The organism is Litoribrevibacter albus, assembly GCF_030159995.1.
Taxonomy (GTDB): Bacteria; Pseudomonadota; Gammaproteobacteria; order Pseudomonadales; family Litoribrevibacteraceae; genus Litoribrevibacter; species Litoribrevibacter albus.
The window spans coordinates 14,744-33,366 of the sequence record NZ_BSNM01000016.1; the positions used below are offsets into that span (position 1 = coordinate 14,744).

General features: G+C 46.5%; 18 protein-coding genes and 2 tRNA genes. 12 read left to right on the forward strand and 8 right to left on the reverse strand.

Annotation, left to right across the window (positions count from 1 at the left end; translation table 11 throughout):
- Positions 1-17: 17 nt before the first annotated feature.
- From rlmH to QQL66_RS14870, 3 genes are all read right to left on the reverse strand, one after another.
- Positions 18-491, reverse strand: a complete 474-nt coding sequence (gene rlmH, locus QQL66_RS14860; protein WP_284382456.1) for a 23S rRNA (pseudouridine(1915)-N(3))-methyltransferase RlmH — start codon at positions 489-491, stop codon at positions 18-20.
- 116 nt (positions 492-607) lie between these two features.
- A complete protein-coding gene (gene rsfS / locus QQL66_RS14865; RefSeq protein ID WP_284382457.1) occupies positions 608-964 on the reverse strand; it encodes a ribosome silencing factor in 357 nt (118 codons plus the stop codon).
- Between the two features lie 36 nt (positions 965-1,000).
- Positions 1,001-2,257 (reverse strand): glutamate-5-semialdehyde dehydrogenase, encoded by a 1,257-nt coding sequence (locus QQL66_RS14870; protein ID WP_284382458.1) that lies wholly within the window; start codon positions 2,255-2,257, stop codon positions 1,001-1,003.
- 143 nt (positions 2,258-2,400) lie between these two features.
- Between QQL66_RS14870 and QQL66_RS14875 the strand changes: the two genes are divergently transcribed.
- The 3 genes from QQL66_RS14875 to QQL66_RS14885 all read left to right on the forward strand — a co-directional run bounded on the left by QQL66_RS14875 (position 2,401) and on the right by QQL66_RS14885 (position 5,921).
- Entirely contained in the window at positions 2,401-3,333 is a 933-nt protein-coding gene (locus QQL66_RS14875) for a hypothetical protein (protein WP_284382459.1), read from the forward strand.
- Entirely contained in the window at positions 3,323-4,288 is a 966-nt protein-coding gene (locus QQL66_RS14880; RefSeq protein WP_284382460.1) for a diguanylate cyclase domain-containing protein, read from the forward strand. Before QQL66_RS14875 ends, QQL66_RS14880 begins: the two co-directional genes overlap by 11 nt.
- A gap of 181 nt (positions 4,289-4,469) precedes the next feature.
- Positions 4,470-5,921 carry a bifunctional DedA family/phosphatase PAP2 family protein gene (locus QQL66_RS14885; protein WP_284382461.1) on the forward strand — a complete coding sequence of 484 codons (1,452 nt, stop codon included), beginning with the start codon at positions 4,470-4,472 and terminating at the stop codon, positions 5,919-5,921.
- 70 nt (positions 5,922-5,991) lie between these two features.
- Here the strand turns inward: QQL66_RS14885 and QQL66_RS14890 are convergent, their stop codons facing one another.
- From QQL66_RS14890 to hemA, 5 genes are all read right to left on the reverse strand, one after another.
- Positions 5,992-6,564, reverse strand: a complete 573-nt coding sequence (locus QQL66_RS14890; protein ID WP_284382462.1) for an LON peptidase substrate-binding domain-containing protein — start codon at positions 6,562-6,564, stop codon at positions 5,992-5,994.
- A 197-nt stretch (positions 6,565-6,761) separates the two neighbouring features.
- Positions 6,762-7,520 (reverse strand): HesA/MoeB/ThiF family protein, encoded by a 759-nt coding sequence (locus tag QQL66_RS14895; RefSeq protein ID WP_284382463.1) that lies wholly within the window; start codon positions 7,518-7,520, stop codon positions 6,762-6,764.
- 3 nt (positions 7,521-7,523) lie between these two features.
- Positions 7,524-8,489 carry a peptide chain release factor N(5)-glutamine methyltransferase gene (gene prmC, locus QQL66_RS14900; RefSeq protein ID WP_284382465.1) on the reverse strand — a complete coding sequence of 322 codons (966 nt, stop codon included), beginning with the start codon at positions 8,487-8,489 and terminating at the stop codon, positions 7,524-7,526.
- A 2-nt stretch (positions 8,490-8,491) separates the two neighbouring features.
- Positions 8,492-9,574, reverse strand: a complete 1,083-nt coding sequence (gene prfA, locus QQL66_RS14905) for a peptide chain release factor 1 (protein ID WP_284382466.1) — start codon at positions 9,572-9,574, stop codon at positions 8,492-8,494.
- Positions 9,575-9,639: 65 nt separating this feature from the next.
- The gene (gene hemA, locus QQL66_RS14910; protein ID WP_284382467.1) at positions 9,640-10,920 is read right to left on the reverse strand and encodes a glutamyl-tRNA reductase; all 1,281 of its coding nucleotides are present in this window, start codon (positions 10,918-10,920) and stop codon (positions 9,640-9,642) included.
- 223 nt (positions 10,921-11,143) lie between these two features.
- Between hemA and QQL66_RS14915 the strand changes: the two genes are divergently transcribed.
- From QQL66_RS14915 to QQL66_RS14955, 9 genes are all read left to right on the forward strand, one after another.
- The gene (locus tag QQL66_RS14915) at positions 11,144-12,919 is read left to right on the forward strand and encodes a tetratricopeptide repeat protein (protein WP_284382468.1); all 1,776 of its coding nucleotides are present in this window, start codon (positions 11,144-11,146) and stop codon (positions 12,917-12,919) included.
- 19 nt (positions 12,920-12,938) lie between these two features.
- Entirely contained in the window at positions 12,939-13,565 is a 627-nt protein-coding gene (gene lolB / locus QQL66_RS14920; protein WP_284382469.1) for a lipoprotein insertase outer membrane protein LolB, read from the forward strand.
- Positions 13,566-13,625: 60 nt separating this feature from the next.
- A complete protein-coding gene (gene ispE, locus QQL66_RS14925) occupies positions 13,626-14,501 on the forward strand; it encodes a 4-(cytidine 5'-diphospho)-2-C-methyl-D-erythritol kinase (RefSeq protein ID WP_284382470.1) in 876 nt (291 codons plus the stop codon).
- 49 nt (positions 14,502-14,550) lie between these two features.
- Positions 14,551-14,625, forward strand: a tRNA-Gln gene (locus QQL66_RS14930).
- A 53-nt stretch (positions 14,626-14,678) separates the two neighbouring features.
- Complete coding sequence (locus tag QQL66_RS14935; RefSeq protein ID WP_284382472.1) at positions 14,679-15,620, forward strand: ribose-phosphate pyrophosphokinase; 942 nt, start codon at positions 14,679-14,681, stop codon at positions 15,618-15,620.
- 130 nt (positions 15,621-15,750) lie between these two features.
- Positions 15,751-16,368 carry a 50S ribosomal protein L25/general stress protein Ctc gene (locus QQL66_RS14940; protein WP_284382473.1) on the forward strand — a complete coding sequence of 206 codons (618 nt, stop codon included), beginning with the start codon at positions 15,751-15,753 and terminating at the stop codon, positions 16,366-16,368.
- Positions 16,369-16,411: 43 nt separating this feature from the next.
- Positions 16,412-16,996 carry an aminoacyl-tRNA hydrolase gene (pth, locus tag QQL66_RS14945; RefSeq protein ID WP_284382474.1) on the forward strand — a complete coding sequence of 195 codons (585 nt, stop codon included), beginning with the start codon at positions 16,412-16,414 and terminating at the stop codon, positions 16,994-16,996.
- Positions 16,997-17,217: 221 nt separating this feature from the next.
- The gene (ychF, locus tag QQL66_RS14950; RefSeq protein WP_284382476.1) at positions 17,218-18,309 is read left to right on the forward strand and encodes a redox-regulated ATPase YchF; all 1,092 of its coding nucleotides are present in this window, start codon (positions 17,218-17,220) and stop codon (positions 18,307-18,309) included.
- Between the two features lie 91 nt (positions 18,310-18,400).
- A tRNA-Met gene (locus tag QQL66_RS14955) sits at positions 18,401-18,477 on the forward strand.
- Positions 18,478-18,623: the final 146 nt, after the last annotated feature.

Below are 18,623 nucleotides of genomic sequence, written 5' to 3' on the forward strand. Positions count from 1 at the left end.
AGACTTAATTCATATCCTTAACCGGCTCTGTGATAGGGATGATTACAAATGATCGACCAGGCTCGATAGATTTGTTCTGAAACCAGCAATCGAACCATAGGATGAGGCAAAGTTAACGAAGATAAGGACCACTTCACGTCGGCTCTGGCAACACAGCGAGCATCCAGACCTTCCGGCCCACCCACCAGCAACGCAACATCACGCCCATTCATTCGCCAACCTTCCATTTGTTCAGATAATTGCTCAGTAGACCAAGACTTACCCAATACCTCAAGCGCAACCACATAATCAGAAGGGGCAATCGCGGCCAGCATGGCATCGCCTTCTTTTTGCATAGCACGAGCGACATCGCGGCCTTTACCCCGCTGCCCCGGAGTAATCTCACATAATTCGAGACTCATATCCGAAGGCATACGACGTGCGTACTCGTCATAACCCTGTGTCACCCAGGAAGGCATTTTTGTTCCAACAGCGATCAAACGTATTTTCATAGTGCGTGTATACAGTGCGTATAAATAATGATGTCTTCAAACAACAAGGCTGATCACGTCATTACCATAAGCAATAACATTGATCAGCCAAGTAAACAGCCTGTCTAATAGTAATATTAACCAGCAGGCTGCTCTTGATCGCGATTTGGAGCCAGCCCAGACCATAAACGCTCAAGGTCATAATGATCTCGGGCTGTTGGCATCATCACATGTACCACCACATCACCAAAATCAATCAACACCCATTCAGCCGCACGTTCACCCTCGGTACCTATTGGGTTTACGCCCTCTTTCTTCATTTCTTCCGCAACGTAATCTGCAATCGATTTCACATGACGGGAAGAGGTTCCAGAGGCAACGATCATATAGTCTGTAACACTAGTTTGATCTTTTACATCCAAGCAAGTGATTTCATTTGCTTTCATGTCTTCAAGTAGATCAACAACTTTTTCTTTTAAACTCTGAGAGTCCATATTTCACTTCAATTTTAAATGCTTTACAGCAATACATTAACGACGGATATGACCGTCACCCAACACAACATATTTCTGAGAGGTCAATCCGTCCAACCCAACAGGTCCACGCGCATGAATCTTGTCAGTAGAGATACCAATCTCAGCACCTAACCCATACTCAAAGCCATCAGCGAATCGAGTAGAGGCATTGACCATCACCGAACTGGAATCAACTTCGGTTATGAATTGACGACTCTTAGTATAGTTCTCTGTAATGATCGCATCCGTATGATGAGAGCCATACTTGTTGATGTGATCAATGGCTTCAGCCATAGACTCCACCACTTTCACAGACAGAATGGGTGCAAGATACTCCGTCGACCAATCTTCTTCTGTTGCCGCTATAAAAGCCGGCGAGAAATCACAACACACAGAGCAACCGCGCAATTCAACGCCTGCTTCCTGATATGCTGAGATCAATTCTGGTAACACGTCCGCTACGCGTGTCTTGGCAACCAACAAGGTTTCCATAGTATTACAGGTACCATAGCGGTGCGTCTTGGCATTCACAGCAATATTCACAGCTTTGGTCAAATCGGCCTGGTCATCGATATAGACATGACAGATACCGTCCAAATGCTTAATCACGGTCACTTTCGCATCACGACTGATGCGTTCAATCAGACCTTTACCACCACGAGGCACAATTACATCCACATATTCAGGCATAGTGATTAACTCGCCAACGGCCGCACGGTCAGTCGTTTCAACTACTTGCACAGCCGACTCAGGCAAACCTGCTTTTGCCAGACCTTCGCGAATACACTTTGCAACCGCCTGATTGGATTCAATCGCTTCGGAACCACCACGCAAAATAGTGGCATTACCTGATTTCAAACACAGGCTCGCCGCTTCAACAGTCACATTAGGACGAGACTCATAAATGATCCCGATTACACCTAGTGGCACACGCATTTTTCCGATCTGAATGCCCGACGGGCGGTAAGCCATGTCGGTAATTTCACCCACTGGGTCCTGAAGTGCTGCAACCTGACGCAAACCTTCAATCATGGTATCGATACGAGCATCTGTCAGTTCAAGACGATCAAGTAAGGCGGCGTCCAAACCATTCGACTTGCCACGCTCCAGATCTTTTTGATTTGCGGTCATTAATTCACTGCGAGATTGTTCTAGCGAATCAGCCATAGCTAACAAGGCCTGATTCTTTTGATTGGTCGTTGCTGCTGCAATGACACGGGAAGCCGCACGGGCACTCTGCCCAAGCTCTTCCATATATGCTTTAATATCCATTCAAAATCCGTAACTGAATACAATCTTCATCGATTTTTGATCAACTTTGACTAGCGATCATGGGGAAATACTTCCATTATAACGGTATTAGCAGTCAGATTGTATGTTCAGTAGTCATAATCCTTTAAGCAGTAATTAAAATAATGAAAACGCCCGGATTCGACACCCTTGTTTTTTCCAGCAGAAAGCTGGAAACCAGTATCGCCATCGCCATTATTGTGGCGGTATTCTCTGTGATCGTTATGATCAGAGCAGACAACTTATTAAACACCCAATCTCTATTTCTGACCTTACCACTGACCCTGGTGCTCATTTTACTCAGCTTCCAAACGCCGTCGAAAGGCCGTGAAGTCAGTGGCGTAGTGATCGTAGCCTCACTTTTCCTAATCACTGTAGTCTTACCCTTTTTATTACGCTCGCAGCTTTCGCCCTGGATTTATTTAATTCCGATTCTGCTGATTAATTTTATGACCTTCCGGTTAAACCTGATTTCCATTGGCATTTACTCAGCCCTGATCTTCACCATGATATATCTGATGCCAACACAGGAAAACGCTCTCCCGACCCTACTGACATTTATTATGGTGTGCGCGCTGTGTTTACTCATGGCGTTTTTAAAAGATCAGATGCTGCTGCGACTTGCAGCTCTGGACATTTTTAACAAAAAAACCGGGTGGCATTTACGCCAAGAACTGAAACCGGCACTCGACCGGGAAATTCAACGCGCCGAACGTGAAGGCAGCGGCCTCAGTTACAGTTTGATTGAATTCCCTACCCAGAAACATCAAACATTTTCCTGGGAACCAGTCATCGCCTTCATCCAGAAAAGCATTCGCCCTTTCGATCAGGTCTTTCATCACAGTCACCGAAAGATTGCCATCATCCATCCTTACGCAACAAAGGACGAAATAGCATCCCGCCTGGAACAAGCACAAAGCCAGCACCCAGACCTCCAATTCAAAGCAGGCGTGACCAGTCTTAATATCGGAGACACCAGCGCCGAGGTCATCAGCAAAGGACGAGCAGCGCTGCTTTGCTGCAAGGATAATCAGCAGGTGGTATGCCATGAAGCTTGAGCTATTTGATCGATCAATACAAAACAAGATCACCGCACTGGCGTATGGATTACTGGCCAGTGTTTTAATCATCATCAGTTTTCACCAGTTTTTTGAGGGTTACATTGCCGCGCTATCCATCAATGTTCCGGCCGGCTTGCTGTTCACCCTACTGGCTATAATTCGCTGGTTAAATAAATCCGAAGTAAATAATGATCGTTTCGGCTACGCAGGTTTTGTTCTAATTGCCTTCATTCTACTCAATGAAATCGAACTCTTACATTCAACCACCATGGTTTGGATGTACACCCTGCCAATGCTGTTTTTTATGACCCAACCACTGGCCACCGCCAGTATCAGCTCAACGATTTTTATTCTCTGCTTAATTCTCACCAGCAACGAAAACAATTTATTAGGATTACAGTATCAGGCCATTTCAGGACTGAGCTTTATGTTCCTATTCTCGGGTCTGTTTGCTTATCATCGAAAAATCCACTCAAAACAACTCTTTAAAGCCGCCAAAGCGCACCCTTCAACAAAATTACCTGACTTTTCAGTTTTCCAACAACAACTTCTGGAAGAAGTGGAACGCGCTAAAGTATCCAAAAACGCGCTATCCGTGATGCTGATCGAAATTGACGACTACCCCAAACTCAAAGAACTCGAAGGCAAAGAAGAAGCGGCGCAAGTGCTCATTAAACTCGGGCGTTTTCTGAATCAAATTACCCGTACCGGCGACATTCTATTTCACGCCGAAGACCACCAGTTCTGGCTTATCCTGCCAAACACAGGCCAAGATGGTGTTGTGGTGATTGATGAAAAGGTGGTTCGCATGGTTCGGGATGAATCCTGGGGACTGATCAGCGCAATCAAAGTCCGTACCAGCACGGCCACTCTGAACAGTAACGACACTGCGCCAATCAACCTGATTGAGCGCTGCTATCGTCGCATGGCCTCTAACTTTGGTCGGCAATAACGTTTGATTAACAAGCTTGCTCATCAATAGTGTTTGCTCAAAAACTGTCATTCCAAAAACAGAAATGACGCATTGAATGCGCTCTGTCACTGGAAATTCATTATTTAATGCATACACTTGTGGCTGCATAACGCCTGCCGATACACACCGGCATTTCAATTGACCCTGATGTTGAGCACTTATGTCCTTTGACTCAATTCTAGACTGGCTAAATCTCAACCCTGAGTGGTTTTTATTAGGTGTATTCCTGACAGCATTCAGCGAATCCCTCGCCATTATCGGACTCATCATGCCAGGTGCCTTCTTAATGTTTGCGCTGATGGTCATGGCAGGCAATCAGGACTTCTCATTGCAAGCGGTGCTCATATGGTCTTTTTTTGGAGCCGTTCTCGGTGACGCCGTAAGCTTTTACTTTGGGCGAACCTTTAAAGACCGCATCCCATCGTTCTGGCCCTTCAACCGAAATCCACAATGGTTACAACAAGGACAGAGTTTTTTCGATCAGCACGGCGGAAAAAGTATTTTCGTCGGGCGCTTTGTCGGACCGGTGCGCCCGATTATCCCAATGATTGCCGGAATGCTGGCAATGCCCAGTGGTAAGTTTCTGGCCGTAAACATTATCTCCGCCGTTGGCTGGGCTATTTGCTACGTTATCCCTGGCTACATTATCGGCGCTGCGATGCGACTCAACATCAGCCTGCCAGAGAATTTTAAAACTGTTTTCTTCACCACCATCATTCTACTCTGCGGCTTTATTGCTCTCGCCGTTTGGGTATACCAGAATCTGCATCCGGATCGTTCCATATACCGCTACATGAAGAAACTCTTCACCTCAAATGACACACTAGAGAGCATCTGGCATAAATTGTCAGCGCCTCGACAAGATGACCCCAGCTTTCCATTACCCTCACTATTAACACTATTAACTTGTCTGACGCTCTTCCTTGGCTGGGTATTCTGGGTAGATTATGCCTCTCACCCGCTTTTTACAGACACCACATTACTCAGTCTCGCCAAACAACTGCATTCAGAATCGGCACAGACCTGGTTGGTGGCTCTCACCATGCTCGGTGACCCCAACCTACTCTACTTTTGCGCAGGACTATTCAGCCTTTATTTGGTAATCAAACGACAATACAGCGTCATTATTCTAATCGCCGCAGTAACCGGATTAAGCTATGTATTAGTAACCGTATTAAAAGAAGCATTTGAGTTAACCCGCCCAGAAGTGTTGGTAACCCCTTTTCCCGGACACTCCTTTCCAAGCGGACATACGGTAGGCGCCACCGTATATTTTGGATTAATTGCCAGCTTTATGGCTCAGGAAGTTGTCACCCATCGCCGTTGGCCTCTGTATCTCGGCGCAGTGATTCTGGCGTTTTTGGTTGGCATTTCACGAGTGTTACTGGGCGTGCACTGGTTCAGTGATGTCATTTGTGGACTATTGCTCGGCGCACTCATTGTGTCACTCGCCCGACTCATCTACAGCCCGTTCAATCAACACTCTTTAACAATGAAAAGATATGACCTCTGGCTTCCTATTGCCTTGGCTGCAGGTTATGCCGGTTATTACTGGTTAGAGTTTGAGAATCAACTGCAACGCTATATCTGGCTGGACTTCGTCACCTCATAACCCCTAGACCGATAACAAAGCCTGACAAACGCAAAACAGATAAGAGTAATAAGAAAAGAAATTAGCTGGATTATTTCTGATACTTATCCAGCAATCGATAGATTTCATCCAAGCGATCGTAGGGATGATTCATTTCAAGCAGCATTTGCTTTTCCGCACCTTCAAAAGGCAGAAGCTCAGCCAAACGCCAACTAATGGAAGACGCATCGTTGTAGGCAATATCACGATGCTTGATGGCAGGGTGTTTCTCCAGGTGCTTTAGCATGATCACCAACTCTTCATGCTCCACCTCTGTGGACATCTGTAGTTCAGCATTCATCTCTTCGATATCCGCTCGCACCAAATGCTGTTTATCACAGTAGGGCGCTGACACCCGGACTCGCTCCACGCCTTCGACGGTAATACCCAACATGCCGTTTTTCAATTGAGTAAAGTCTACAATGCGAACCACTGTACCAACCGACTCAAAGGTCTGACTTAACACATCTGAACTGTCTTTTCGGATACGACACACCACAAATCCATATCCTTCCTTAAAGCATTCCGCCACCATATCGAGATAACGCGGCTCAAAAATCCTAAGATCCAGGCGCATTCCCGGAAACATAACGACATTCAAAGGAAAGATTGGTAGATGATTCATAGCTGCAAAACCCAATAAAACACTAAGCGACAAATCGATCAAAACAAATAGAGCTATTAATGATTATGAACGATGCTGGTCAGTTGTAAATCCGATCTGGATTTCATTCGTCATTTATTTGGGGTCGAGCAGGGGCGATTTCAAGTACTGGCAAGCTTCCTGAATTGGCGATCCTAACCCAAACACAGAACAAATACTTAATGCGTCCCGCACACCGGACATTCAGGGTCTTTTCGAAGCTTGATCATACGCCATTCATGATTCAGGGCATCAAACACCTGCAAACGGCCAATCAACGGCTGGCCAATTTTCGCAACCAGTTTTAGAGCTTCTAATGCCTGCAATACGCCTTGCGAGCCAACCACTGGCCCCAGCACACCGCTCTCAGAACAGGTTAACTCTTGCGCTTCCACTTCACCGTACAAGCACTGATAACACGGCGATGAGTCCACCCCCGGATGATAAACCGACAACTGCCCCTCAAAACCAATCGCCGCCGCCGACACCAAAGGCACACCAGCGCTCCAGCACTGACGATTGATTAAGAAGCGACTATCAAAGTTATCGGTACAATCCAGAACCACATCCACGCTCGCAATGGCAGCCAACAGCGATGAGTCATCCAATCGATAATCAACAGTCTCAACCGTCACCTCAGAGTTATTCGCCAAAACACGTTTAGCTAACGCCTGAACCTTGGATATCCCGACTTGCGCCTGAGTAAACGCCACCTGTCTCTGCAAATTGGTCTGATCAACAACATCGTCATCGACCAACACCAAACGACCAACGCCAGCGGAAGCAAGATACATAGCCGCAGGGTTACCCAACCCACCGGCACCAATAATAAGCATGGAGGAAGCACTAATACGTTGTTGGCCTTCAATATCCACCTGCGACAACATTATTTGGCGACTGTACCGAAGCAACTGATCATCCGACAATTCAACCGTCATAACCTACCCCTTACTTCCTACTTTATTCTTCCATCCAAAGGTAAAACGATCATTACCACCATAGTCTTGCCCCGAGCCCACGCCGAGATAACCAGCTTCAACAAATAAGGCTGCAACACTTGATGCCTGATCATAGCCGTGCTCAATCAACAAACAACCACCCTCAGCCAAAAAAACCAGAGATTCACGAACAATCAACCGAATATCATCCAACCCATCATCTCCGGCAACCAACGCGCTCTTTGGCTCAAACACCACATCCCCTTCCTCAAGATGCTTATCGCACTCAGCAATATACGGGGGATTACTAATGATTAAATGATAACTCTCTGACTCATTCGCCAAATCAAACTGTTCAAACCAGTTACTCTGGAAAAAACGAACCTTTTCAAGGCCGAGTGTTGAGGCATTGAACCGAGCGAGTTCAACCGCTTCAGGAACCCGATCACACCCTGAGATCTCCCAGGAGGGATACTCAGAGGCTAATGCCAGGGCAATGGCGCCGGTTCCCGTTCCCAAATCCACCGCTTTTTTATGAGGACCTATGCTTTGTACTGCAGTGTTGTGTGAATCAGTGTTGTGAGAATCAGTGCGTTGTGAACCTTCACTGACATCCTCCGAAAAATGATCCAGCACCCACTCAATCAAGGTTTCGGTATCAGGGCGAGGAATCAAAGTGGTCGGCGTAACCTTTAAAGGCAGTGACCAGAATTCTTTATAGCCCACAAGGTGCGCAACAGGATGCCCTTGCTGACGACGTTCAACGCACGCAGTTAACGTCAGGTATTGATCATGCGTTAACTGAGTTTCAGGCCAGGTATAGAGAAAAGTGCGGGATTTATCGAGAGTGTGGCAAAGCAGGACCTCAAGATCCAGCTTGGCCGATTCTGAATGAGGCAAAAGCGCTACTGCTTTTGCCAACCATTCTGAGATAGGAGCAGACGTTTCAGGAAACACGGTTTTTTCCAAAATTAACCGCCAAGTTCGGTCAACAATTCTGCCTGATGCTCGTTCACCAGAGGCTGAATCAAACTCCCCAGATCGCCTTCCATTACTTCTGATAACTTATACAAGGTCAGGTTGATACGGTGATCGGTAACACGCCCCTGTGGGTAGTTATAGGTACGAATACGCTCAGAACGATCACCACTTCCCACCAAACTCTTACGCTGATCGGCCTGTTCTTTTTGAGCTGCTTCTTCTTGAGCTGACTTCAAACGCGTCGCCAATAGTGACATCGCTTTTGCACGGTTCTTATGCTGAGAACGCTCGTCCTGACACTCGACCACCACACCCGTTGGAATATGGGTAATACGAATAGCCGAGTCGGTTTTGTTCACGTGCTGACCACCGGCACCGGATGCACGGAATGTATCGATACGAAGGTCGTTCTTATCGATATTCACTTCTTCCAGCTCATCAGCTTCCGGCATGATCGCCACTGTACACGCAGAGGTATGAACGCGGCCCTGAGATTCAGTTTCAGGAACACGCTGAACACGGTGCGCCCCTGACTCAAACTTCAAGCGTGAGTATACGTCCTGACCGACAACACGGGTGATAATCTCTTTATAGCCGCCATGCTCACCTTCGTTCTGACTGATAATTTCGATGCGCCAGCCTTGCGTTTCTGCATAGCGAGAATACATACGGAACAAATCGCCCGAGAAAATAGCGGCTTCATCACCACCCGTACCAGCACGAATTTCCAGATAGACGTTTTTATTGTCGTTCGGGTCTTTCGGAAGCAACAACTTCTGCAGATCCAACTCCAAGGCTTCGATATTATCCTGACAGGTGCCAAATTCTTCCTGGCCCATTGCCTTCATTTCAGGGTCCGGGTCATCCATCAACAACTTTGCTTCTTCAAGGTCGTCCTGAGCCTGCTTGTAATCACCAAAACATTTCACTACCGGCTCGATTTCCGAATACTCTTTCGACAAAGAACGGAATTTGTCCTGATCTGAAATCACATCAGGATCACTTAACAACGCGCCAACCTCTTCATAGCGATCACACAGGTTGTCTAATTTTTCTAGGATTGAAGCTTTCATAGATTACAACTTATTCGTTTACTGGTTAGCGATTCTCAGCACTTGGTTATAAAAGGTTAGACGAGCTAAGAATCCTGAGATTCATTTTGGGAGGCATCATTTAAACCGAACAACTCGCGAGCAGAGTCTATCAGTTCCAAACGACCTTCTGAACTGGCTTGGCGAATATTCACCGTCGGTTCATGTATGAGTTTATTGGTAAGACTGCGAGCCATTTGAGTAAGTACTCGCTCAGGCGATACACCTTTCTTTAACTGAGCCAAAGACTTCTCCAGCTCCGCATCTGAAATTTCAGCGGCCTGCTGACGAAACGCCGTTAAAGTAGAAACTGCATCGAGACTGCGAAGCTGCTGCTGAAACTTCTCAACCCCATAGCCAACCAGCTGCTCAGCATGCTCAGCTGCTTTCTGTCGGCTCTTGCGGTTTTCCTCTACCACTTCATGAAGGTCATCTACGGTGTAGAGGTACACATCTTCCAGATCCGCCACCTGAGGCTCAATATCCCGAGGAACAGCAATATCGGCCATAAACACCGGTTTAAAACGGCGTTTTTTCATCGCACGCTCCACCATGCCCTTCCCTAGTATCGGAAGCTGGCTGGCCGTAGATGAAATAACAATATCCGCATCCGGCAAATAATCAGGAATATCCGACAACATAATGGCTTTGGCAGAGAAGCGCTTAGCAAGCTCTTCCGCTCGCGTTAACGTTCGGTTGGCCACCACAATCTTCGACACGCCCTGCTCTTTAATATGCTTAGTCACCAAATCGATGGTTTCACCCGCACCGATTAAAAGCACATTACATTTGGAAAGATCAGAGAAGATATGTTTAGAGAGACTCACAGCGGCAAAAGCCACAGATACAGGGTTCTCGCCAATGGCCGTTTCAGTACGCACTTGCTTTGCAATAGAAAACGACGATTCAAACAAGCGCATGAGTGTTGACTGAGCACTACCCGCCTCTCGTGCGACACTGTAACTGGATTTAAGCTGACCCAATATCTGAGGCTCACCCAACACCAGCGAATCCAGACCACAGGCAACGCGCATAATATGACGACAGGCTTCTTCATCCTTATGGATATAAGCAGCCATTTCCAGATCATTCGGATCAACCTGATGAAAGTGCGCCATCCACTTAATCAACGGCGCACTGATGTCTTCGTTTGCAGAAAAATAAATTTCTGTGCGATTGCAGGTCGACAAAATAGCCGCCTCGGAAACACCCACCTGATCTTTTAGTCGATGCAATGCGTCCACAACCACTTCAGGATTGAAGGAAACTTTTTCCCTCACCTCAACGGTTGCAGTTTTATGATTTATGCCAAAAATTCCTAACGCCATGCTGTATCGACTTAAGCTCTGTGATCCCTAAGAAAACCCCTCAAATAAGCACCGCAAGATCATTGCAGACTCATTCAGAAGACCCTTAGCTTCCGAGAAATTAAAAACCAGATATTATCCATGGTTTTCCTGTATTAATGTACTTTTTTTTCTGCTTTTTTTCGCAGCATTAAGCTGGTAGTGTTAGTGCCATCGACAACAATTTCAGTTTTAAGGACACACCATGAGACACCTGCTCTGGTCAGCAATAATTTTATTAAGTGGATGCGCTACCTTTACCAATACATCCACCTCCGATCAGACGGATCAGGCACCCACTCAAGAGGCCCAATCTCAAACTCCAGAAGAGTATCCAACCCGTCCTTTTCAAACTGAAACACTCTACAACCTTTTAGTCGCCGAAATCGCCGGTCAACGCAGCCAGTACGACCTTGCGCTGAGTTACTACCTCGACGAAGCCAAAAACACCCAAGATCCGTACGTTGCGGCTCGTGCTTCCCGTATCGCCCAGTATCTCAACGAACCTCTGGCGGCGGCTGAAGCGGCTGACATCTGGCGTGAAAACGACAAACAAAACATTCACGCCCATTTAACGGCTGCCAACAGCTGGCTTAAACAACACGAAGTCGATAAGTCCATTACCGCACTCAAGGATGCGTTAGCGCTGACCGAATCCATCAGCCTTGAGCAAATTTACCTTACCGGTAAAGAACTCCCAAAAGAACTTCAACAACCCCTGATCGATGGCTTGAGCAGAATCATTTCAGAACATCCAAACCACATTCGCCTGCACTTCACCAAAGCACTACTACTCAGTGATTACGGCCGAGACCAAGAAGCACTCGAGGCGATGATCACGCTTAAAAAGTCTGGGGAGATGACGCCACCACATTACATCATGCTGGCGAAACTATACTCCCGAGCTGGCCAAAACGAAGCCACAGTCAACACTCTCGAAGAAGGCTGGGACAAATACACAGGGGACAAAACCCTGGGCCTTCTTTACGGTCAGGCATTGGCGGATAACCAACAAACCGATGATGCTCTGGATATCCTGAATTCGCTGACCCAAACTCATCCAAGCGACGATGAAATTCTAATCTCGGCCGCCCTAATTAACGCTGAGCTAGGTCAATATAAAGCGGCTGAAGATCTTTTCCTTGCCGCAACCCAAACAAAACAGCGTGATAATGCCTGGTATTTCTTAGGCCAATTACATGAACAGCAGCACCATACTGATCAAGCTATTGAGGCCTACAAATCGGTACAAGAAGGCAAAAACCTCATTTCAGCCGTTACTCGTACGGCAACCCTATTGAAAGACTCTCAATCACTGGCCAGTGCTCGCCAATACCTGAGAGAGCTACACTCCAGCCAACCAAACAAAATACCTCGCCTGATCCAAATTGAAGCGGAATTAGTTCGTGAAGCGAGCAATCTTGACGAAGCACTCGCCTTATACAACGAAGCCATCGAGCTCGAACCAACCGACGGTAATCTACTCTACGGTCGTGCTATGGTGCATGATCTAAAAGGAAACATCGAAGGCATGGAAAGTGACTTGAAGACAATTTTGATTCAAGATCCAAACAATGCCATCACGTTAAACGCCCTTGGCTATACATTGGCTGACAAGACAGATCGCTTAGAAGAAGCACAAAGCTATATTGAGCGCGCCTATATCCTGAATCCTAATGACCCAGCCATTATTGATAGTCTGGGCTGGATCTACTTTAAACTTAGAGACTATGAAAAAGCCGAAGTTCTGCTGCTAAAAGCCTATCAAATGTTTAAAGACCAGGAAGTGGCGGCTCACTTAGGTGAAGTGCTTTGGGTTCAAAACAAGAAAGACCAGGCGCTAAAGATTTGGATTGACGGTCTTCGCCACAATCCAAATGGCCCAACACTTCTGGAAACACTAAAACGTTTTAATATTAACGTTAATCACAAAAACCCACAGGAATCCGCTGAAGACGCATCACCTGCTAACCAGCAATAACCCCAAGCAGGAGAATTTAATGCGTATTTTTGGATTAGCGCTACTAATCATTCTTGGCATCTCTGGATGTACCAGCATCCATGAGTTGCCAGAGGATTCTGCGGAAACATCCACCCAAACACCTGCACAATGGCAACAACACCTGAAGCAGGTAAGCGAAGTGAAACACTGGACACTTTCAGGAAAAGTAGGCGTTATCACACCAAACCAAAGCCAAACGGGCTACATCGATTGGCAACAAGACGACTATGATTTCTCCATCAACATTCGTGGCACACTGGGGTTTGGTGGTTTAGATCTTCATGGCAACCAGGATCTGGTCACTATTCATGTAGATGAGAATAATCAACGCACCCTACCAACAGAAATTGCTCTGGAACGGTATCTCGACTGGGAATTCCCAATCAATGCGCTGAAATACTGGGTTAAAGGCATTCCCGATCCTAACTCGCCGGTAACCAGTCAGCATTTTAATCCCAGCGGACAATTAGCCCGACTTAACCAACAAGGCTGGGACATTCGCCTGGTGAATTATGAAAAGCACAAAACCAAGCAAAACACACCCATTGCCTTACCGCACAAAATTATTGCCAGATATAATGGACATAAAGTGAGCCTGGTACTGTCTGACTGGACGCTCAAATAAGTATTTTCATCCCAGTCAAAACCAGAAGTTACCCGCCATAATTGATAACCAGTCAAAATCATGAAACAAACACCTACAACTTTAAGCGTTCCCGCACCCGCCAAACTTAACCTCTTTTTACACATCACCAATCAAAGAAGCGATGGCTATCACGAGCTACAAACAATTTTCCAGTTCATCGATTTGTCCGACACACTAGAGTTCACTCTAACAGATACCGATGAAATCCGGGTTACCCAGCAGAATGCACATTCAACGTCTGAAATCATCGAAGAAAAAGACAACCTCATATATAAAGCAGCAACAGCTTTGCTGCCCTATCGACAAGCCCCCCAAGGGATACGCATTAAGTACGAAAAGCGCATTCCCTCCGGTGCAGGATTGGGAGGCGGCAGCTCAGATGCTGCAACGACGCTATTAGTACTGAATGAATTATGGCAATGCCAACAAAGCCTAGAGCAGTTGCGCGCAATCGGTTTAAAGCTGGGAGCAGACGTCCCCGTTTTTGTTAACGGCACCGCTGCTTTTGCGGAAGGTGTTGGAGAGCACCTGACACCCGTTTCTCCAAACACCCCCTGGTACGTCGTTATTAAACCTAATGCCCATATCAGCACTGCGGAAATTTTTTCCCATCCCGACTTGACTAGAAACACGCCAACCCTCAAAATATCGGCCGCTCTTGAGCATGGTGGTCATAATGACTGCGAAAATGTCGTACGGGCGCTCTATTCTGAGGTTGATCAAGCACTGAAATGGCTAGCTAAATTTAGCCCTTCAAAGCTAACCGGAACAGGAGCGTGTGTGTTCGCAGAGTTTCCTACAGAAAGCGAAGCTCTGGCCGTTGCCCAACAATATGCAGATTCAACTGCTATATTTGTTGCCAAAGGCATGAACGACAATCCTGCCCACAGAGTGTTACAGGAACTAACTTTTTAGAAAGGATTGACCTAGCTAACGCTCTGTTAATAACTTCCTGTGAAAATGTTGGGGTATAGCCAAGCGGTAAGGCAACGGGTTTTGATCCCGTCATGCGGAGGTTCAAATCCTCCTACCTCAGCCAAAAAGCAAGATTAACCCTAGTGTTCAACCAGCTCCCTTCAAAGGTGCCGCGAAGTGTCCAAACTAATGGTCTTTACGGGTAATGCCAACCCGGAACTCGCTAAAAAGGTGGTTGATCAGCTTTGCATTACAATGGGTGATGCAACAGTTGGTCAGTTCAGTGATGGTGAAATTCAGGTAGAACTGAATGAAAACGTACGTGGTAAGGATGTTTTCATCGTTCAATCCACCTGTGTCCCAACAAACGATAATATCATGGAACTGATCATTATGGCTGACGCGCTGCGTCGAGCCTCTGCAGCAAGGATTACTGCTGTTGTTCCTTATTTCGGTTACGCACGTCAGGACCGTCGTCCTCGTTCAGCTCGTGTACCTATCAGTGCGCGCGTTGTTGCAGACATGATGCAAACATCAGGCATCGACCGTGTACTAACCATGGATCTGCACGCAGACCAAATTCAAGGTTTCTTTAGCATCCCGGTAGATAACATTTATGGTTCTCCGGTATTGCTGGATGACATCGAACGTCAAGATTACGAAAAACTAACTGTAGTTTCTCCAGACGTTGGCGGTGTTGTTCGAGCTCGTGCTCTGGCAAAACTGCTGGGCGATGAGCTAGCGATTATCGACAAGCGTCGTCCTCGTGCAAACGAAGCTGAAATCATGCACATCATCGGTGACGTTGAAGGCCGTACCTGTGTATTGATTGATGACATGGTAGATACTGCCGGCACACTTTGCCAAGCAGCTGCCGCGTTGAAAGCAAACGGCGCAGAAAAAGTAGTGGCTTACTGTACTCACCCTGTACTGTCTGGCCCTGCTGTTGAAAGATTGAACTCGTCTCATGTAGATGAGTTAGTAGTAACCGACACCATTCCTTTGAACGAAGCTGCGGCGAACAGCCCACGCATCCGTCAGTTGAGTGTTGCAGGTCTACTGGCTGAATCGGTTCGCCGGATCAGCAACGAAGAATCCATCAGTGCTATGTTCCGCTAAAAATTGCGGTTCCGCTAATTAACACCATTTAATTAGCCCATACACTGAGGAATACACCCCGAATAATCGGGCTTAAACTACTTCCTATCTGACTGGTCGCAAGCAGATAGGAAATTATGAGGTATATACCATGGTTGATTTCGTATTAAACGCAGAAGTTCGCGAAGATCAGGGGAAAGGTGCGAGCCGCCGCCTACGTCGCGAAGCTGGCAAAGTACCTGCTATCGTTTACGGTGGTGCTAAAAACCGTAAGCCACAAGCAATCACTCTTGCTGCAAACGAGTTGGACAAAGCTCTTCAAAGCGAAGCGTTTTTCTCTCACGTTATTACATTGAATGTAGCTGACAAAGCTGAGCAAGTGATCATCAAAGATCTACAGCGTCACCCAGCTAAGCCAGTGATCTATCACGCTGACTTCCTACGCGTAACTAAGAGCACTGTTATCACTAAAACTGTTCCTCTACACTTCATCAACGAAGAGACATGTGTAGGTGTTAAGCAGCAAGGTGGTAAGATCACTCACAACGTTGCAGACGTTCAGATCAAATGTACTCTAAGCAACCTACCTGAGTTCATCGAAGTAGATATGGCTGAAGTTGAAGCAGGCGCAACTCTTCACCTTTCAGACATCGCACTTCCAAAAGGTGTAACTCTAGTTCAGTTGGCTCTTGGTGCTGACCACGATCTAGCAATCGCATCTATCGCTGCTAAGAAAGCAAGCGCTGATGACGAAGCTGCTGCAGAGTAATTCGAAAGAATAACTCTTCTCAGGAAGTAGCTAAGGAACCGGCATGAGTGACATTCGTTTAATCGTAGGTCTGGGAAATCCAGGCGCAGAATACGAACAAACACGTCACAATGCCGGTTTTCTTTTTCTGGATGAAATTGCCCGACAATACCAGGGTAACTTCAAGCTGGAAAAAAAATACGCAGGTGAATACTGCAAAGTAAGAATTAATGGCGAGGAAGTTCATCTTCTCAAGCCAATGACCTACATGAACCGCAGTGGTCAAGCGGTCGGCCCTCTTGCCAACTTCTTCAAAATCTCTCCCGAAGAAATTCTCGTTGTACATGACGAATTAGACATCCCTCCCGGCACAGCCAAGCTCAAAAAAGGCGGCGGTCACGGCGGTCATAATGGACTGAAAGACATTATTCGTTGTCTAGCCAACAGCAAAGAATTTCATCGTCTACGTTTAGGTATCGGACACCCTGGCGACAGTAAATTGGTCGCGAACTATGTTCTGAAAAAAGCACCAGTAACCGAAATGCAGGCCATTGAAGCCACTATCGATGAAGCGGCTCGAATATTACCAACTTTCCTGGCGGGCGACACATCGAAAGCGATGAACCAGTTGCATAGTTTTAAAGCCTAGCGCCTGAAAAGCGAACCCCCGAAAACCTGATTCCCAAACGCACCGAGCCTGAAAATACATCCTCTTGATTTAACTTCGCGTCGGGCTGTCTAGAAAATCATCTATCCCCTATACCTGATCGTAAAAAACCCTATAATACCCCCTTTCAAAATTTCTATTACATCGAACCTTTCGAGCAAACGTCTAACCAGTCCTTGCTCCTATACATACGGGAATCACTCATGGGTTTTAAGTGCGGTATCGTCGGCCTACCTAACGTAGGAAAATCAACTCTGTTTAATGCCTTAACCAAAGCAGAAATTGATGCAGAGAACTTCCCTTTCTGTACCATTGAGCCGAACTCAGGCGTTGTACCTATGCCTGACCCTCGTCTAGACAAGCTTGAAGCAATTGTTAACCCTGAACGCGTTCTACCTACAACTATGGAATTCGTAGACATTGCAGGCCTTGTGAAAGGCGCTTCCAAAGGTGAAGGTCTAGGCAACCAGTTCCTTGCCAACATTCGTGAAACCGATGCGATTGCACACGTGGTTCGCTGCTTCGAAAATGACAATGTAATTCACGTAGAAAACAAAATTGACCCTGCTGATGATGTAGAAGTGATCAACATGGAACTGATTTTGGCGGATCTTGAAAGCGTTGAAAAACAACTTCAACGAGTTCAACGTGTCGCTAAAAGCGGTAATAAAGAAGCGATCAAGCAGAAAGAGCTACTGGAGCGACTGATAGCACACTTCGAAGAAGGCAACCCAGCTCGTACTCTGGAACTTTCGGACGATGAGTGGAAAGAAGTAAAGCAATTCCACTTAATCACCAACAAACCAACCATGTACATCGCCAACGTGGATGAAGAAGGCTTCGAAGATAACCCGCATCTGGACACTGTTCGTGCCATTGCAGAGAAAGAAGGCGCCGTGGTTGTTCCTATCTGTAATAAGTTGGAAGCAGAGATCGCAGAACTGGACGACGAAGAGAAAGAAGAGTTTCTTGAAGATCTGGGTATGGAAGAACCAGGTCTGGATCGTGTTATCCGTGCAGGCTATGAGCTATTAGGCCTTCAGACCTATTTCACAGCAGGCGTAAAAGAAGTACGCGCATGGACAGTAAAAGTCGGCGCAACCGCACCACAAGCTGCTGGAGTGATCCACACAGACTTTGAGAAGGGTTTCATCCGTGCTGAAGTAATCGGTTATGACGACTTCATTGAATATAAGGGTGAATCCGGCGCTAAAGAAGCCGGCAAATGGCGTCTGGAAGGAAAAGATTACGTTGTAAAAGACGGCGATGTCGTTCATTTCCGTTTTAACGTTTAGCCCTGCAAATAGATATTAAAAAAATTGTAAAAAATTAGCGCATATATGTTGACAGAGACTTTCTCGATCCGCATAATGCGCAGCCTGAAGTGGCAACGTAGCTCAGCTGGTTAGAGCACAGCACTCATAATGCTGGGGTCGGCAGTTCAAGTCTGCCCGTTGCTACCACTTATTTTAAAAGCTCGCTTTCATAGCGGGCTTTTTTCGTATTAGCCTCTAAGAAATTTCTTTCTCACCCTACTTTACCCCTACACGACACCTGAACAACAAAACACGACAGCCAATTTCCCTAACATTTTTTAACAATACAAGTC

Excerpts from the sequence above, each read along its gene's own strand:
- QQL66_RS14890 (WP_284382462.1), bottom strand. The coding sequence starts at position 6,564 with ATGAATCATCTACCAATCTTTCCTTTGAATGTCGTTATGTTTCCGGGA.
- QQL66_RS14915 (WP_284382468.1), top strand. The coding sequence starts at position 11,144 with ATGAGACACCTGCTCTGGTCAGCAATAATTTTATTAAGTGGATGCGCT.
- lolB (WP_284382469.1), top strand. The coding sequence starts at position 12,939 with ATGCGTATTTTTGGATTAGCGCTACTAATCATTCTTGGCATCTCTGGA.
- ispE (WP_284382470.1), top strand. The coding sequence starts at position 13,626 with ATGAAACAAACACCTACAACTTTAAGCGTTCCCGCACCCGCCAAACTT.
- prfA (WP_284382466.1), bottom strand. The coding sequence starts at position 9,574 with ATGAAAGCTTCAATCCTAGAAAAATTAGACAACCTGTGTGATCGCTAT.
- hemA (WP_284382467.1), bottom strand. The coding sequence starts at position 10,920 with ATGGCGTTAGGAATTTTTGGCATAAATCATAAAACTGCAACCGTTGAG.
- QQL66_RS14875 (WP_284382459.1), top strand. The coding sequence starts at position 2,401 with ATGAAAACGCCCGGATTCGACACCCTTGTTTTTTCCAGCAGAAAGCTG.
- pth (WP_284382474.1), top strand. The coding sequence starts at position 16,412 with ATGAGTGACATTCGTTTAATCGTAGGTCTGGGAAATCCAGGCGCAGAA.
- rsfS (WP_284382457.1), bottom strand. The coding sequence starts at position 964 with ATGGACTCTCAGAGTTTAAAAGAAAAAGTTGTTGATCTACTTGAAGAC.
- rlmH (WP_284382456.1), bottom strand. The coding sequence starts at position 491 with ATGAAAATACGTTTGATCGCTGTTGGAACAAAAATGCCTTCCTGGGTG.
- QQL66_RS14880 (WP_284382460.1), top strand. The coding sequence starts at position 3,323 with ATGAAGCTTGAGCTATTTGATCGATCAATACAAAACAAGATCACCGCA.
- QQL66_RS14940 (WP_284382473.1), top strand. The coding sequence starts at position 15,751 with ATGGTTGATTTCGTATTAAACGCAGAAGTTCGCGAAGATCAGGGGAAA.
- QQL66_RS14895 (WP_284382463.1), bottom strand. The coding sequence starts at position 7,520 with ATGACGGTTGAATTGTCGGATGATCAGTTGCTTCGGTACAGTCGCCAA.
- QQL66_RS14870 (WP_284382458.1), bottom strand. The coding sequence starts at position 2,257 with ATGGATATTAAAGCATATATGGAAGAGCTTGGGCAGAGTGCCCGTGCG.
- QQL66_RS14885 (WP_284382461.1), top strand. The coding sequence starts at position 4,470 with ATGTCCTTTGACTCAATTCTAGACTGGCTAAATCTCAACCCTGAGTGG.
- ychF (WP_284382476.1), top strand. The coding sequence starts at position 17,218 with ATGGGTTTTAAGTGCGGTATCGTCGGCCTACCTAACGTAGGAAAATCA.